15 protein-coding genes are annotated in these 16691 nt (G+C 63.2%); 4 read left to right on the forward strand and 11 right to left on the reverse strand.

What is annotated here, in order from left to right:
- The first annotated feature begins 379 nt into the window (after positions 1–379).
- Positions 380–1672 carry a hypothetical protein gene (locus tag E4Q08_RS20145; protein WP_505438045.1) on the forward strand — a complete coding sequence of 431 codons (1293 nt, stop codon included), beginning with the start codon at positions 380–382 and terminating at the stop codon, positions 1670–1672.
- A 108-nt stretch (positions 1673–1780) separates the two neighbouring features.
- Positions 1781–3259: a DEAD/DEAH box helicase gene (locus E4Q08_RS20150; protein WP_169071684.1), complete on the forward strand. Its 1479-nt coding sequence runs from the start codon at positions 1781–1783 to the stop codon at positions 3257–3259.
- Here E4Q08_RS20150 and E4Q08_RS20155 read toward each other — a convergent pair.
- The 5 genes from E4Q08_RS20155 to E4Q08_RS20175 all read right to left on the reverse strand — a co-directional run bounded on the left by E4Q08_RS20155 (position 3233) and on the right by E4Q08_RS20175 (position 9443).
- Entirely contained in the window at positions 3233–4033 is an 801-nt protein-coding gene (locus E4Q08_RS20155; protein ID WP_034916601.1) for a PP2C family protein-serine/threonine phosphatase, read from the reverse strand. The two genes, E4Q08_RS20150 and E4Q08_RS20155, sit on opposite strands and share 27 nt — an antisense overlap.
- A gap of 160 nt (positions 4034–4193) precedes the next feature.
- Positions 4194–5564, reverse strand: a complete 1371-nt coding sequence (locus E4Q08_RS20160; protein ID WP_169071685.1) for an acetate--CoA ligase — start codon at positions 5562–5564, stop codon at positions 4194–4196.
- A 30-nt stretch (positions 5565–5594) separates the two neighbouring features.
- Positions 5595–6848, reverse strand: a complete 1254-nt coding sequence (gene glcF / locus E4Q08_RS20165; RefSeq protein WP_169071686.1) for a glycolate oxidase subunit GlcF — start codon at positions 6846–6848, stop codon at positions 5595–5597.
- 13 nt (positions 6849–6861) lie between these two features.
- Positions 6862–7929: a glycolate oxidase subunit GlcE gene (gene glcE / locus E4Q08_RS20170; protein WP_169071687.1), complete on the reverse strand. Its 1068-nt coding sequence runs from the start codon at positions 7927–7929 to the stop codon at positions 6862–6864.
- Positions 7929–9443: an FAD-linked oxidase C-terminal domain-containing protein gene (locus E4Q08_RS20175; RefSeq protein WP_169071688.1), complete on the reverse strand. Its 1515-nt coding sequence runs from the start codon at positions 9441–9443 to the stop codon at positions 7929–7931. The genes glcE and E4Q08_RS20175 overlap by 1 nt, the downstream gene beginning before the upstream one ends.
- Before the next feature lie 177 nt (positions 9444–9620).
- On the opposite strand from E4Q08_RS20175, the gene E4Q08_RS20180 reads away from it, so the two are divergent.
- Positions 9621–11276, forward strand: coding sequence for a methyl-accepting chemotaxis protein (locus tag E4Q08_RS20180; protein ID WP_034919625.1), 1656 nt, complete (start codon positions 9621–9623; stop codon positions 11274–11276).
- A gap of 86 nt (positions 11277–11362) precedes the next feature.
- Positions 11363–11917: a DUF4824 family protein gene (locus E4Q08_RS20185; RefSeq protein ID WP_169071689.1), complete on the forward strand. Its 555-nt coding sequence runs from the start codon at positions 11363–11365 to the stop codon at positions 11915–11917.
- Positions 11918–11979: 62 nt separating this feature from the next.
- On the opposite strand, the gene E4Q08_RS20190 is transcribed toward E4Q08_RS20185, so the two are convergent.
- From E4Q08_RS20190 to E4Q08_RS20215, 6 genes are all read right to left on the reverse strand, one after another.
- A complete protein-coding gene (locus tag E4Q08_RS20190; RefSeq protein ID WP_169071690.1) occupies positions 11980–13188 on the reverse strand; it encodes an MFS transporter in 1209 nt (402 codons plus the stop codon).
- Positions 13189–13234: 46 nt separating this feature from the next.
- Complete coding sequence (locus tag E4Q08_RS20195; RefSeq protein WP_034919620.1) at positions 13235–13486, reverse strand: HP1242/YdcH family protein; 252 nt, start codon at positions 13484–13486, stop codon at positions 13235–13237.
- 79 nt (positions 13487–13565) lie between these two features.
- A complete protein-coding gene (aroC, locus tag E4Q08_RS20200) occupies positions 13566–14669 on the reverse strand; it encodes a chorismate synthase (RefSeq protein ID WP_169071691.1) in 1104 nt (367 codons plus the stop codon).
- A gap of 236 nt (positions 14670–14905) precedes the next feature.
- Positions 14906–16015: a nickel/cobalt efflux protein RcnA gene (locus E4Q08_RS20205; protein WP_034910363.1), complete on the reverse strand. Its 1110-nt coding sequence runs from the start codon at positions 16013–16015 to the stop codon at positions 14906–14908.
- 9 nt (positions 16016–16024) lie between these two features.
- Positions 16025–16294, reverse strand: coding sequence for a metal-sensing transcriptional repressor (locus tag E4Q08_RS20210; protein ID WP_034910365.1), 270 nt, complete (start codon positions 16292–16294; stop codon positions 16025–16027).
- Between the two features lie 149 nt (positions 16295–16443).
- Positions 16444–16691 (reverse strand): hypothetical protein (locus E4Q08_RS20215; RefSeq protein ID WP_372703808.1); only part of this gene is annotated, 248 nt, incomplete at its 5' end.

Consider the following 16691-nt stretch of genomic DNA (forward strand, 5'->3'; position numbering starts at 1 on the left):
TNCGACCGACTCGAACAGGGCCTCTGCCAACAGATCCCCGGACTCTACCGGCGGCGATCTCGAACCAACGCTGGCGCTGCTCGACCGACTCGAACAGGGCCTCTGCCAACAGATCCCCGGACTCTATCGAGAAATCGACGGTCTGCTGGCAAGCCACGGCATCGGGCCAGCGCCAGGACAGAACACATCGGTCACGACCGAACTCAGATCGGGCCGGGCGCAAGCCGGCGAAAACCAGCCGGCGATCGCCAACGCCCTGTCTACCCTGCAACAGGCGGTCAGTCAGCAACTCGAAACGGATCAGCCGGCGGATCCACTGCAGTTGAGTTACCGCGGAGCGAGATCGGCGAATCCTGCTCTCGATGCCGCTACGCGGATCATGCTCGACCATTTGTTCGACCGCCTGACGGCGATCGAGAACCGCTCAGCGGCCGCAAGCCCTGACGACGCAGTCGCGGAATCACCGCCGCGTACGCCACTGAGCGCTCTGAAGGCGAAGGATCTCGACCTGCCCCTGGGCAAACGCGAAGCGGTCACCCTCGATACCCTGGCGCTGATTTTCGAGGCCATCTTCGACTCCACCGAGTTACCCAAGGCCATCAAGGCCGCGATCGGACGATTGCAGATGCCGCTGATCAAACTGGCGATCATCGATCCCTCGCTGTTCTCCAACGACCAGCATCCTGCGCGCTCGCTGATCAATCGCATGGCCCGGGCAGCTCTTGGGCTGCCGCAGGAGTCAGAGCATCCGCTCTGCCAACGAATCGGCCGGCTGACCGTTATCGCCCGCCAGACGCTCGAACAGAATGGCTCGCTCGATCCCCAATTGGCCGAACTCGACATGCTGATCAGGGCGCGAGATCAGGCGGTTCGGCAGGCCGCCGAACCGCATGTACAACTGCTGCTTGAGCACGAAAACCGGCAATACTCGACGCGGCTCGCCGACAACTGGCTGCGCGTCAGCCGGGCGCGAACCCGCTCGCCGGAAATTGCATCGTTTCTTGAACAGTACTGGTTGCGGGTCATGATCGCCGCCGCCGCGGATGGCGGCATCCAGGGCGAACGCTGGCAACAGGACAGCAACACTGCCGATGAGCTGATCTGGAGCGTTCTGCCGAAGCCGACCGCCGAGGAACGTAAACGCCTTGCCGGCCTGGCCTCGTCACTGCTCGTGCGAATCGGCGCCGGGCTCGATTCGATCGGCGTCAGCGCCGCCGAGAGAAGGCCTTTTCTCAACACCCTGTTCGACCTGCAGACCAGCGCCTTGCGCCGCCAGGCACTGGCAGCAGCGCCCGCGGTCGAGCGCCAGGTACAGGCCAGCAACCCGACCGCCGAAACCGGCTTTCTCGAGCGCAACGGGCGACAGCTCCGTTTTCTGCCAGTGCCGGCGGGCAGCAAGACGCCCCAGAGGGCACCCGCTGGCGAATCGCTAGTGGGCGAATGGCTGCGATTCCTGGTTTCGCCGCAGGAATCCTTGTGCGGCCTTTGCTGCTGGCAAAGCCCGGCCTCGGGTATGGTTCTGTTGTTCAACCCGGAATGGGACTACGCGGTCGCCATGCCACAAGCTACACTGGAGCAACAGCTACGCTCGGGCCATGCTCGGATCGTTTCGCGTATCGCCGTTTTCGACGCGGCCGCAGAGTGCGCACTCAAGCGCCTCGAGCAGCGCTGACTTCCCGCCGGAACCCGCAGCGCAAGCCGAGCCGGCGCAGCCTCCCAATCGATGTATAATTCATATTTCATGCAATTGATTTTTTAACTGATTTTAAAGGTTTCGCGGATGCGTTTTGATGAACTCGGCCTGGCGCCTGATCTCCTGAGAGCCCTTGCCGACCAGGGCTACACCGAGCCAACGCCGATCCAGGCACAAGCGATACCGATCATTCTTGCGGGTCGCGACCTGATGGGTGGGGCACAGACGGGTACCGGCAAAACGGCCGCTTTCACGCTGCCGCTGCTCCAGCGTATTCTTGCCTTCGCCAGCCCGAGTCCGTCGCCCGCGCGCCACCCGGTACGGGTGTTGATGCTGGCGCCAACTCGCGAACTCGCGATCCAGGTGTACGAGTCGGTAAAAACCTACAGCAAGCATGTGCCGATCCGGAGTTCTTGCGTTTTCGGTGGCGTCGACATCAAGCCGCAGATTGCCGAGATCCGCTGCGGGGTCGAGGTGCTGGTGGCCACCCCCGGCCGTCTTCTCGATCTCTTCGAGCAAAAATGCCTGAATTTCGCAAGCGTGCAGGCGCTCGTGCTCGACGAGGCGGATCGTATGCTCGACATGGGCTTCGTCCCCGACGTCACGCGCATCATCAACCTGCTGCCCAGGCAGCGGCAGAGCCTGCTGTTCTCGGCGACGTTCTCGGAAGAGATCAAGAAACTGGCCGACGGCATGCTGCAGTCGCCGGTGCTGGTCGAAGTGGCCAAACGCAACACCGTGTCGGAGACGATCACCCACCGCGTCCACCCGGTGGCTGCCGAGGCCAAGCGTGCGCTGCTGGTCAAACTCCTGAAGTCGGCCGATTTCAATCAGGTGCTGGTGTTCACCCGCACCAAGATCGAAACCAACCGGCTCGCCCGCGAACTGCAAAAGGCCGGGATTGCCGCCGACTCGATCCATGGCGACAAGAGCCAGCAGGAGCGCCTGAAAGCGCTCGAAGCCTTCAAGGACGGTTCGGTACTGGTACTGGTCGCCACCGACGTCGCCGCGCGCGGCCTCGACATTGACGAACTGCCGCACGTCATCAATTTTGAACTGCCGCGCACACCCGAAGACTATATCCACCGCATCGGCCGTACGGGCCGTGCGGGCAAGCCGGGGACGGCGATTTCACTGGTTTCGGCAAGTGAAGTCCAGTATCTGGTCGAGATCGAAAAGCTGATCCGGATTCAGGTCGAGCAGGTTCTGGTCGCCGGCTTCGAACCCGAATACGACTATACCTACCCCCCCGGCAACAAACGCAGCCATCACCGACGCCTCCCGGCGCCGCCGCTCTTCGCCCCACTGGCGGCGCCACCGCCGGCGACTCCGCGCAGCGAGCGCATGGCGGGCCGCAGTGCGCAGAGAGAAGGAGCGAAAAGAACCGGCAGCGGACATTTCCCGAACCTCGCCGCAGATGGTTTTGATTTCAGCAAACCTTACGAACCGCAGCCAGTTGCGGCAGCGGTCGGTAACGACGCCGAGCGCCCACTGCGGCACACGGAAAACCCGCACAAACCACGCCGCCTGGTCGCGGCGCTACTTGGCGGCCTGGGGCGGAAGTAGCAGACCAGCAGTCGGTTCGGCAAGCGGTGCTTCAAGCAGTTTCAGGATGGTGATCGAGATGTTGTCGCCGTCCTTGTTGCCAAGCGCCCGTGCCCGGCCGATCAGCAACTCGGAAGCCTCGCGTGCCGTCGCCGAGCCATTGATCACCCACCCCAGTTCCTGATCGCTGAAATAGGCCCAGAGACCATCCGAACAAAGCAGAAAGGTGTCCCCTGCCTGCAGGCCCTCGGCTTCGCCAAAAGCGATCTTGGGTTTTTCGACGCCCCCCAGCGAAGTCAACAGAATGTTCCGGTTGGGATGCACCAGGGCCTGTTCAGGCGTGATTCTGCCCTGCACCACCAATTGCCCGACGTAGGAATGATCGGTACTGCGAAAGAGCAGGCTGTCGCCACGAAAATGGTAAATCCTGCTGTCACCGCAATGCGCCCAGCTCGCCTTGCCCGGCTGCAACAGCAGCAGCACGACGGTGCTGTGCGGATCCTTCTCGTTGATGAAACGCGATGCCTTGATCAGCATATGTGCTTCATTGATGATCGATTCCAGCAGCACGCGCGCCGATTCGGTGCGCGCTGAAAAACCATCCAGATTGTTGCGCGCGGTGTGGATCACCTGCCGGGCAGCAATGACCCCCCCGGTATGGCCACCCATGCCGTCCGCCACCACCGCCAGGGTCACACCACCGCCTCGGGGATGTGGCAGGATCGCCGCCCGGTCCTGCTGCTCGCGGCGATCCCCCTGATGCTGGGCGACACAGGCGTCAATCGTGATCGGCATCGAATGAGCCTCCCGGCGGTCGCTGCATGACCTTCAATCGAGCTGCCTGTTCAGGCACTTCGCTCATTCCATCTCCTCAAGACAAGCTCTTGCAGGCCTTGCTGCCGCCCCTGGCCAGCGGCCCCAGGGCATGGCAGAGCGGCGACGAATTCTATCGCTTTCAGCCATGCATGGGTTGACCGCCAGGGTGGAACGGTTCCTCGGCACGCCCCTGGTACCAGAAATTGCCATCTGCATCGATCTTCGCCAGTTCACCGGTCAGGACCCAGCCCTCGGCGATGAACTTCCTGGCCGTCGCTTCGGGATTCTGCCAATACCCGAGCATGACCAATGGATCGTCTTCACCATTGCACTGCCGATGTACGGCGAGTTCACCGAGTTCGCCCGGTGGCAGGACCTGGCCCTGGTGATCGACGATCGCCAGCCGATGCCCAGGGTACGGGCGGCCCATCGCACCCGGCTTCACTGGCCAGCGCGAAGCGCAGTTGCCGAGCATATCGCCCATCTCGGTCTGCCCGAAGATTTCGTTGATCGTCACCCCGAGCTTCTCCCTGGCCCAGTGAGAAACCGCTGCAGCAACCGGTCCGCCAGCGCTGACCAGCGTGCGCAAGTCGAGATCGTAAATCGACCTCGGGTCGGGTACCGCCTCCATCATCCTCTGCAAGTCGCAGGGAGAGAGCGAGCTGTTGCGTATACCGTACTTCTCGATCAGGGCAAACGCCCGCACGGCGTCGAAACGTCCCGGGTAAGCGAGCAGTGGCATCCCGAAGTGCCAGGTCGACAACAAACCATCGCCAAGACCCGCAGTGCTCGCCCAGTCGGCAGACGACCAGAATAGGTCACGCGGCTGCGGAAAGAAGTCATGCGAGCAGACATAGCCGCTGAGCCTGCCGAGCAGCGTACGATGTGCCAGCAGCATCCCCTTCGGTCTGGCGGTGCTGCCGCTTCCATAGAGGATCATCGCCGGATCATTGGCGGCGGTCGCCAGCGGCGTGTAGCGTGGCGAAGCATGTTCGAGCACTTCCTCCCAGCGCCTGAGATCCTTGCCGGCCGCAGCGCCGACGCCGAGCAGATGCTGCAGTTGCGGCAGCTTGTCGCGCAGTTGCCGCAACGTCGGCAGCGTCGTCGCATCGACGATGGCCAGGTGCGCACCCGCGTCGCCGAGACGGTATGCGAGTGCATCCGGCGTGCACAGCGGCGACAGGGGGACGGCCAGCGCGCCCATCTGATAGATCGCGACATGCGCAATGGCCGCCTCCGGACACTGCGGCAGGATCAGCGCCACCCGGTCGCCAGGCAGCGTGCCGAGTGCCGCAAGTACGTTGGAAAGGCGATTGGCTTCGCGCTGAATGTCCCAGAAGGTATGCGCCGAAGAGAAACCGCTCGCGTCCTCGTAGTACAGCGCGAAGCGGCTGCGGTCCTCGGCCCAGCGGCCGCAGACGTCGACGCCGATGTTGAAGCGCTCGGGAAGCTGCCAGCGGAAACTCCTGCACAAGGCATCGTAACTGCTGGCCTGACGGTCGATGAACATCGCTCTTTGTACGTGTGTGGTCTGTACGCTTCAGGAAGCGGCGCGCAAACGCTCGTCGATCAGTTCGATCCAGTGCTGCACCGGCAGCGTGCTGCCGCTTTGCAGATGCATCTGGCAGCCGACATTGGCCGTGACCAGCAGATCCGGCGAACCGGCATGGAGCGCCGCCAGCTTATGGTCTCGCAACTGCCTGGCGAGAACCGGCTGCGTAATCGAATAGGTGCCCGCAGAACCGCAGCACAGGTGCGCATCGGCGACCGGCGAAAGCTGGTAGCCAGCGGCAGTCAACAGCGCTTCGACGACCCCGCGAATCTTCTGTGCATGCTGCAGGGTGCAGGGCGAGTGAAAGGCCACCCGCTCGCCGACACCGACACTGGCTGCGCGCAGCAACTCGAGCAGGCGAGGCTGCTCGGCGGCGAGCACCTCGGAGACATCACGCGTCATCGCCGCAATCCTGGCCGCCTTGTCGGCGTAGGCCGGGTCGTGTTTGAGCAGTGCAGCGTACTCGCGCACATGCCCGCCACAACCCGATGCGGTCATCACGAATCCCTCGACGCGCCCACTCTCGAGTTCTGGCCACCAGGCATCGATGACACGCCGCATGTCGTCGAGGGCTTGTTCCTGGGCATCGATGTGGTAGCGCAAGGCACCGCAACAGGCGGCTCCTGCCACCTCGATCAATTCGATGCCGAGCCGGTCGAGGACGCGTGCGGTCGCCGCATTGGTATTGGGCGCCAGCGTCGGCTGCATGCAACCGGCCAGCGCAACCATCCGGCGCGCGTGTGCAGCCGGCCGTGGCCAGGCACCGATGCGAGCGCCAGCAGGCATCGGCACCTTTTCGGCGAGCATGTCTGGCAGCAGCGGCCGCAGCAGTTGGCCGATGCGAACCGCCGGCTTGAATATCCAGCGGCGCGGCAGCGCTTCGCGAAGCAGCGAACGCGTCGCCCGCGCAGCCAGCGAACGCGGCACGCGCTGCTCCATGACGGCGCGTCCGATCTCGTACAGGCGGTGGTAGTTGACCCCCGATGGGCAGGTGCTCTCGCAGGCCCGGCAGGTCAGACAACGATCGAGGTGGAGCTGCGTCCTTGCGGTCACCGGCTGCCCTTCGAGCATCTCCTTGATCAGATAGATGCGGCCGCGTGGCCCGTCGAGCTCGTCCCCGAGCAACTGGAAAGTGGGACAGGTGGCATTGCAGAAGCCGCAGTGCACGCAGCTACGCAGAATCGCGTCCGCCTCACGCCCGGCCGGCGTGTCCTTGATGAAATCGGCCAGATGGGTTTGCATGCTTGGCGAACTTTCAGAAATCCGGGTACATTCGGCCGGGGTTGAAGACCCCCTGCGGGTCGAAGGCGTGCTTGAGATTGCGGTGAATTTGCGCCAGCGGCGCGGGCAAGGGCTGGAAAACACCGACCGCGGCCTTCAAGGCGTCATCACCCCGGAACAGCGTTGCGTGCCCACCGGCTTTTGCCGCTGCCGAACGTAGCGCACGCGCGTCGCCGGCACGCAGCCAGCGCTGCGCGCCGCCCCATTCGATCAGCGTCGCTCCGAACCCCTGCGGCGGCGCCACCGACGGGAGCGAGAGACGCCACAGCGGCGCGTCGCCGGCAAAAAAGGCGTGCGTCTGCTCGCGCAGTGATCGCCAATAGGCTTCCGCCTCGGCAGCATCCATTAACTCACCGGCGAGCAGGCGCTCTGCGGCAGCGACCGCCGCCACGGCACCCGACAGGCGCAGCGTCAGAATCCCGTCGTGCCAGGCAGACGCCGAAATCGGCAAGGGTCGCCCGCCCCACTGATTGAGTTTCTGCAGCGCGGTCGCCTCGTCGATCGCAAAACGCAGGCTCCTCTCGGCCACCGGCAGCGGCAGCACCTTCAACGACACCTCGAGCAGCACGCCGAGCGTTCCCAGGCTGCCGGCCAGCAGCCGCGAGACATCGTAACCGGCGACATTCTTCATCACCTGGCCGCCGAAGGAGAGCACCTCACCCAGGCCATTCAACAGCTTGACGCCGAGAACGAAATCACGGACGGCACCGACCGCCTGCCGGCGCGGACCCGACAGACCGCTGGCGAGCATGCCGCCGACGGTTGCAGTCGGCGCGAAATGCGGCGGCTCGAAAGCCAGCCATTGTCCCTTTTCGGCGAGCGTTGCGGTCAATTCGACGAGCGGCGTGCCGGCGCGCGCGCTGACCACCAGTTCGGTCGGTTCGTAAGCGACGATCCCTCGATAGGCGCCGACGTCGAGCCTCTCGCCTTGTTCCCGTCCACCGTAAAAGGTCTTGCTGCCGCCACCACGAATCGCCAGCTGGCCAGCACTGCCGGCAGCGTCGTTGATGCGCGCTGTCCAGTTTTCGATCCAGGGATCCATCACTGCCTCGAAGAGTTCATCGAGTTCATTGAATTCTGCTCGCCGCCGCCGCGCGCCAGCGTGTATTCCCGGCAGCGTGCCAGCGTCGGCACGCCCTTGCCGGGATTGAGCAGGCCATGCTCGTCGAAAGCCGCCTTGAGGCGATGGAAAGCGCCGATCTCGGCGAGCGTGAACTGCTCGGCCATGAGATCGATTTTCTCGATGCCCACCCCATGTTCACCGGTGATGGTGCCACCGAAATGTACCGACAGTTCGAGGATCTCGGCACCAAAGGCTGTCGCCCGCTCGAGTTCTCCCGGCTGGTTGGCGTCGTACATGATCAGCGGGTGCAGATTGCCGTCGCCGGCGTGAAAGACGTTGGCACAACGCAGCGAGTATTTCCCGGAAAGAGCGGCGATCGCTTCGAGCATATCGGCCAGATGCTTCCTCGGAATCGTGCCATCCATGCACAGATAGTCGGGGGTCAGGCGACCGACCGCCGGAAACGCCGCCTTGCGCCCGGCCCAGAACTTGAGCCGCTCGGCTTCATTCTGCGAGACGCGAATCCCGGCAGCACCGCTCTTTTCGAGCACCGCCGTCATCCGCCCGATTTCCTCGGCGACTTCTTCGGGCGTGCCGTCCGACTCGCAGAGCAGGATCGCTTCGGCATCCATGTCGTAACCGGCGTTGGCGTAGGGTTCGACAGCCAGAATGGCTCTCCTGTCCATCATTTCGAGGCCGGCCGGAATGATGCCGGCGGCAATGATGCTGGCGACCGCGTCGCCAGCCCGGCGCACGTCGGCGAACGAGGCGATCACCACCTGTGCCAGTTCGGGCTTGGGGGTCAGCTTGACGGTGACCTCGGTGATCAGCGCCAGCAGACCTTCCGAACCGTTGAGCAGCGCCAGCAGGTCGTAACCAGGCGCATCGAGGGCCGCGTTGCCGAACTCGACGATTTCGCCTTCAATGCTCAGGCCGCGCACGCGCAGCACATTATGGACGGTCAGTCCATATTTCAGACAATGCACGCCCCCCGAGTTCTCGGCGACATTGCCACCGATCGTGCAGGCGATCTGCGACGAGGGGTCGGGGGCATAATAGAGACCGTAGGGCGCCGCTGCCTCGGACACCGCCAGATTGCGCACACCGGGCTGGACCACCGCAGTCCGCGACACGGGGTCGACGCTGATGATCTTCTTGAGCTTGGCGAGCGCGACCAGCACGCCGTCCGCATGCGGTGTGGCGCCACCCGACAGACCCGTGGCGGCACCCCGCGCCACCACCGGCGCGCGCAGTTCATGACAGATCCGGAGAATCGCCTGCACCTGCGCTTCGTCCTCCGGCAACGTGACCAGCAGCGGCAACTGCCGAAAAGCGGTGAGACCATCGCAATCATATGGCCGCAGGTCTTCTTCCTCGAACAGCAGCGCCTGTGCCGGCAGCACCTCGCGCAGGCGCTGGATCAGCAGCGACCGGTCAACGGTGAACGGTCGATCGGCGGTAGAGTCCTGCAAGGTAGTCACCGGCATGCGCATCCTGCCTCCTCGGATCATTGATGACCTCAGAATACACGAAAGCGCTGCCGATGCAATCTCGCAATGCAACACTTTCCCCGCCTCTGGCGCACTGCACCTGAAAAACGCTTGTCAAAGGCCTGCAAGCGTGATGACATTGCGGCCCGATCAGCCATTTCCAACGGAAACAGGGTCTGCATGCACAATTTCACGATCAAGGCCCGAGTCCTGATACTCGGTCTGATTGCCGTCGGCAGCATGGTCATCGCCAGCGGCGTCGGTATTTTCGAGTTATCCCGCTTCAACACCCAGCTACGGGCTGACCTGGTCGACATACGCCAGGGCATCGGAACCCTGATCGACATCCAGACCGCCGCAGTCGCATTCAAGACGCAGGTGCAGGAATGGAAAAACATTCTCATCCGCGGTAACCAGGAACAGGAATTTTCCCGATATGAAAAGGCGTTCCTGGAGAGAGAAAAGGTCGTTCAGGAGCGGCTGAAAACCACGCTCGACGCACTCAAGAGCAATCCGGCGAAGGCAGGGCTGATCGCCGATCTCGACAAGCTCATCCAGGATCACGCGACCCTCGGCGCCACCTACAAGGCGGCGCTCGGCAGTTTTGACAAGAGCGATCCGGAGGCTGGCAAGAAAGTCGATGTCGCGGTCAAGGGCCGGGACAGAGCGACCACGGAAGGCATCGCCAAGGTGGTGGCCACTTTCGAAAAAAGCGAAATCGATCATCTTGAGCATCAGTTGATCGCCTCGGAAGCGTCGCTGGCATCCGCACGCAAGCTGCTGATCGCATTGATGGCAATCGCCTTCATCCTGTCCGGCGCGGTGGTGGTAGTCACGGTGCGACAGATCTCGGGGCAGATGGCCAGTGTCCAGGAAACCACCGCAGAGATCAGGGAAACGCTTGACCTCAGCCGCCGTATCCCGATTTCCGGAAAGAGCGAGATGGCGCAGGTGGCATCGAGTGTGAATTCGCTGCTCGACGAGTTTCAGGCAGTGGTCAGGCGCATGCGGGACACCGGCGACCATGTCGCTGGCGCTTCCGTTGCACTGGCACAGTCGGTCGGGCATCTGGCAGCGGCAACCGGGCAACAGAACGATGCCACGTCATCGATCGCGGCGACAGTGGAAGAGATGTCGGTCAGCATCACCCATGTCGCCGATTCCTCTGCCACCGCCCAGGAAATCGCGCGGCAGTCCCTGGCTACGGCCGTGAGCGGTGGGCAGGTGATCGAGAAGACCGTCTGCGACATGGTGGCCATGGCCGAGACCGTGCAGAGTGCCTCGCACACCCTGGAAGGACTGGGAAAGCGTACGGACCAGATCGGCAGCACTACCGACGTGATCAAGGAAATTGCCGATCAGACCAACCTGCTGGCGCTCAATGCCGCCATTGAAGCCGCTCGGGCTGGCGAGCAGGGACGCGGTTTCGCGGTCGTGGCCGACGAAGTGCGCAAACTTGCGGAGCGGACAACGACCGCAACGAAGGAGATTTCCGTGGTCATTGGCGCGATCCAGGAAGAGACACAGCGCGCATTGGCCGATATGCGGCAGGTGGTGGGGCAGGTGAACAGCAATGCCGAAGGGGCTCGTCAGGCAGGCAAATCCATCGTCCAGATTCGCGATGGAGCGATCCGCGTCGTTGACGTTTCGTCGGACATCGCCAACGCGCTCAAGGAGCAAAGCGCTGCCAGCGAGCTGATTGCCCAGCAGGTCGAAAGGATCGCGTCGATGAGCGAGGAAAATACGGCTGCAACGGGCGAAGCGACAGGCGCCTCGGCGGAAATGAAGCGCCTGGCGACCGAGATGCACGAGTTGGTCGGTCGTTTCCAGGTCTAATGGTCATGGCTGTAGCAGGCACCCCTGATCATCAAAGCCATTCGAGGTACAGCGTCTGGCGGGAGCCCGTCGCCGACCAGGTGCCGGTGAAGTGCCGCCGTCCATCCGCCGGCGCGACGGTCGCCGACGGTGGTTGGCCACAGGCCGTGGCCAGAAGCACGCAGACCAGCACCGATGGACGCCAGCAAGGGCTGGCAGATGCGCTTTGCAGACCATGCATTCGGGTATCTCCTGCAAACATTCTCTCATACCGTGACGGCCTGGCTCTCGAAGAAGCGCATGCCAGCCGCCTCTTCGCCATTGACGCCGGCCTCGACAGCGACGCCTTACGCGCCCGCTACCCCGACCGCAGCCGCCACCTGATCCTGCGCGGCACGGTACGACCGATCGTTCGCCAGCACGACGAACAGCACCATCTGGCAGGCTACCTCGACAAAATCACCATCGGCCAGATCAATGTGCCCTTTGCGCTGCGTCCGCTGCTCGAACCGCTGCGCGACATTGGCCGCCCGGCACCCGCTGAACGGACGCCCCGCTACCAGGTGCAGATCGTCATCGGCCAGCGCCTCGAACCGTGGATCGAGAGTCTGTCGTCCTTGCCAGCCGATTCCCGAACCTCGCCAAGTCTCCCGGCACCCTGACGCCGCCGCCGATGATTTCGCCCGACGTGGAACAGCCGATCGTCCGCGCTTGCGACCAGACATCACGGGCAAGACCGGCCATGGTTTTGCCGAACGGATAGCAAGGAGCTTTTCTCGCCGACCTCGTCGAGATCGCTCCTTTTCACCCAGAACAACACGCAGAACAGGCCGGCGGCAGCAAACGCCGAACTCAAGGTATAGGTCAGCCCGGCACCCAGGCGCTCCCAGGTCCAGCCGCTGAGCAGACTGCCGAGCAGGCCGCCGGCACCAAAAGAGATGCTCGAATACAGCGCTTGGCCGCGCGCCTGGCAGCGTCCGGGAAACCAGCGATTGACCGCGGCAATCGCTGCAGCATGATAGGCTCCGAAGGTCAGCCCGTGCAGGATCTGCGCGAGGACGACCACCAACAGCCATTCGACGCCCCAGCCGATCATCAGGAAACGCAGCACCGCCGCAGCAAAACTGATGAGCAGAATGACCCGCAGGCCCAGGCGGTGCAGCACGGCCGCCATGCAAAGGAAAACACCGATTTCGGCCAGTACGCCGAGCGACCACAGGCAACCGACCAGGAACTTGCTGTAGTGATGAGCGGCGAGGTGGATCGAGTAGAACACGTAGAGCGCGCCGTGCGCCGCCGACATCAGAAAGCACGCGGCAAACAGTGCCCGAACACGCGCCTGGCGGAGGATCGTGGCCACCGGTACCGGCGCGTCTGCCGATCCGTGCGATGCCACCTCGGGAACCAGGAGCGCGTAGACCAGAATGCCGACCAGCGTGCCGATGATCACCCACAGCAGCATCGACAAGGAGGTGCTGTCCAGCAGCGCACCGGTTCCCATGACCGCGACAATGAAGCCGACCGATCCCCATACGCGGATGCGGCTGTAACGGCCCGGCTCGTCGCGCAGATGGTCGAAAGTCACGGTTTCGACCAGTGGCAGCGCGGCACTCCAGAAGAAGGCCAGGACCGCCATGGCAACGAGCATCGCCGCGAAGCTGTGCACGGCAAAAAAGGCCGAAAACCCGAGCAGGCTGAGCAGGGCCGCAAGACGGACGATTCGCACCCGCTGCCCCAGACGATCCGCGAGTGCGCCCCAGAGATACGGCGCGCACAGGCGCATCAGCTGCATTTGCGACATCAGCAGGCCGATGTCCCAGGCCGAAAAAGACAGCGACTGGAGATAGAGCCCGAAATACGGCGAAAACGCGCCGATGAAGGCGAAATAGAAAAAGTAGTAGCCGGAAAGACGCCAATAGGGAAGATCATGCATCCGGCAATTCTACCGGATGCATTCGACGACACCGGCTTGGATCGGATCAGTCGCCGTTCTTGTGCGCGACCAGCATTCGGTACATCTGGTCCTTGAGCCAAACACGGTGCTTCTTCATGTTCTCGATCGTGAAATCGTCAACCGGCAGGTCTTCTTCTTCTAGCCGCTCGACTTCTCTGGTCAGTTGATGGTACTCGTCATACAGGTGGCCAAACTGCTCGCTCGCGTTTTTCAGCGAGTGGATGTAATCCAAATACTCGGGAAACTCATGGTGAAGGTCGTGGTGCTCAACTTGCATGATCATCGCCCCTGGCTAGTCCCGGCCCGCCCCATGCGCGACCGGACAACGAGATTATACCCATTGCCAGGTCTGCCCGTCACCCCAACGGATGCGCCGGAATCACGGGGGTCGCGCAGACCACATCGGCGCACTGGGCGCGATGCCGCAGGGCCTGATCGATCAACACCAGAGCCAGCATGGCCTCGGCAATCGGCGTCGCGCGGATGCCCACGCAGGGGTCGTGTCGGCCATGCGTTGCCACCACCGCCGGCTGGCCATCGAGAGTCACCGAGCGACGCGGCAGACGAATGCTCGAGGTCGGCTTGATTGCCAGATGGACGACCAGATCCTGGCCGCTGGAGATACCGCCGAGAACGCCGCCGGCATGGTTGCCGAGAAAGCCCTGCGGCGTCATCTCGTCACCATGTTCGCTGCCCTTCTGGGACACGCTGGCAAAACCGGCGCCAATCTCGACCCCCTTGACCGCATTGATGCCCATCATCGCGTAGGCGATCTCGGCATCGAGCCGACCATAGACGGGTTCCCCCCAGCCCGGGGGAACACCGGTTGCCGTGACCGTGATCTTCGCTCCCACCGAATCGCCGGATTTGCGCAACAGATCCATGTAGTCCTCGAGCTGCGGGACGATGGCCGCGTTCGGGGCGAAAAAGGGATTGCCATCGATCTCGGCAATGGCGACAAAGGGAATCTCGATCGGACCGAGCTGGCTCATCCAGCCGCGGATGCGGACACCGTAACGCTCCGCCAGCCACTTGCGGGCGATCGCTCCGGCGGCAACGCGAACCGCCGTCTCGCGCGCCGAGGAGCGACCGCCGCCACGATGGTCGCGAAAGCCGTACTTCTGCGTGTACACATAGTCGGCGTGTCCCGGACGGAAGGTCTCGGCAAGGTTGCCGTAGTCCTTGCTGCGCTGATCCTGATTGCGGATCAGAAGGGCAATCGGCGCGCCCGTGCTCCGACCGGCGAAAACTCCCGACAGAATCTCTACGGTATCGGGCTCGCGCCGCTGCGTCACATGCCGCGAAGTTCCCGGCTTGCGGCGATCGAGTTCGGCCTGAATGTCGGCCTCGCTGATCGAAAGTCCCGGCGGGCAGCCATCGACCACGCAGCCGATCGCCGGCCCGTGTGACTCACCAAATGAAGTCACGGCAAACAGGGTGCCGATGGTGTTACCGGACATGGCGGCCTCTTGAGCGTTAAAATGGAACAGCAGCAGTCTACCATAGCGCTACCCACCCTCTTCGAGCTCGTCCTGATGACCGCCAAGCCGACACATCCTGACCGACCCCATGCCAAAGCCACCCCGAAAAGGGCTACGCCGCAGCCCGTTGCCGGCAAGGCCCTGCCCCAACCACAGACCCGCTGGCAAAGAACGGCGCGTTATAACTGGGACAAGGGTGGCAGCCGAGGGGGCCGCTAGGGTAGAGCGTGCAGTCCTTGATAACCGACATAGAAGCCGACCAGCAGGATCAGCATACCCGAGAAGTAGGGTGCTTTGCGGGCAAACTCCCCGAAGCCGCTCCAGCGCGTGGAAATTTGTTTCACGCTCAAGGCCGCCAGGGCGCCTGACGCCACCATCGTCAGTGCCAAGCCGATGCTGAAGCACAGAACCAGGGCCGCCCCGAGTGCGACCTCTTTCAGTTGCAGGCACAGCAACAGCACGGTGATCGAGGCGGGACAAGGAATCAGCCCGCCGGTCAGGCCAAAGACGATGATCTGGCCGGTCGTCACTTCCCGGTTGGCGAAGCGGCGGCGAATGTCGTTGGCGTGGGCCAGTTCGTGCGGGTCCTGATAGCCCGGTGCGGAGACATCCAATCCCTCGTAGTCCTGGATCGTATGCTGATGGTGGTCGTGCTCGACGTACTCGACATCATAGTCGTGGCTGTGTTGCGCGTGCCCCAGGCGAAGCCGGGCGACGAATTCGTGCGGCTCCGGAATCTCCTGCTCGGACTCGACGAAGCCGTCGCGCTGCACGAAGGTGAAGGCCTGGCGACTGCCGTCGGCGCGTTCCGTCTCGACCCTCACCTGGTCGGCTGCCCAGACCTGACCGTGCCGGCTCTCGGTGAACAACCGGAAGCGCGGCGGCACACCCTCTTCAAACACTTCCAGCCGAACGACCCCGTGGCCGGTATCGATGTACCGGCTCTCGTCATGATGGTGGTCGTGTTCATGGTCGTGCGCCGCGTGCTGTTGCCGCCAGGTCCGCCACATCATCCACAGCGCAACGCCGACGATGAGTACGGCGGACGCCACCTGGAAGTAGGATTCGGTCACCTCGGCATTCCAGTGACGCCCGAAGTACAGGCCCGCCATCGCCACCGCCCACACCACGGCGGTATGAGAAATCGTTGCCGACAGCCCGAGCAGAACGGCTTGGGTAAGCGTGCCGCGAATCGCGACGATGAAGGCCGCCATCATGGTCTTGGAATGGCCGGGTTCGAGACCATGCAGCGCCCCGAGCAAGATGGCGCTGGGAACGAACAGCCAGGCATTGCCCTGCTGCAGCAGCGCAGAAAACTCGGTCACGGGGTTTCCTTACAGGTACTTGGTAATGGCTTTGAACTCGCGGATGGTGTCGTCGGCGCTTTGGCTGCCTTCGCGTACCGCGTGTTCAAGGCAATGGTCGATGTGGTCATGAACCAGGGTTTTCTTGGCACTGCCGATCGCGCTCTCGACCGCCTGGAGCTGTTGTGCAATGTCCAGGCAGCTACGCTCCCCTTCGAGCATGCCGATGATGCTCCTGAGGTGGCCTTCGGCCCGCTTGAGCCGCTTGATGATTTCGGGGTGTGAGGTGTGTGTCGTCATGGCTCTATATCCTATCCTGGGGGACAGGATAACACATCCGGTGACGTTTCTGCGCTTTATTCAGGCTAGCCCAGGTGCGTCAATCATGATTATGACAATAAAAAACCCCCAGGTAACAGCCTGGGGGTTCGAGTCAGCCGATGGAGGGCTTACTTGCTGACCGGCGCCGGCGCCTCGGTCTTGCTTGCCACTTTGGCTTCGGTCTTGGTGTCGGTCTTGACCACCTTCTTCTGAGCTTGCTTCGGAGTCTGGGCTGCGTGCTCTACGCCTGTGGCCGTGCCGGCAGCGGCCATCGTCGGGTGGGCAATCTTGACGGCTTCAGCCTTTACCGGCTCAACGGCCTTTCGGCGCCTCGACCTTCTTGTCTGCAGCCGCCGGGGCCGTCGCGGTTGGGCAT

Source organism: Candidatus Accumulibacter contiguus, assembly GCF_012940005.1.
Lineage (GTDB): Bacteria > Pseudomonadota > Gammaproteobacteria > Burkholderiales > Rhodocyclaceae > Accumulibacter > Accumulibacter contiguus.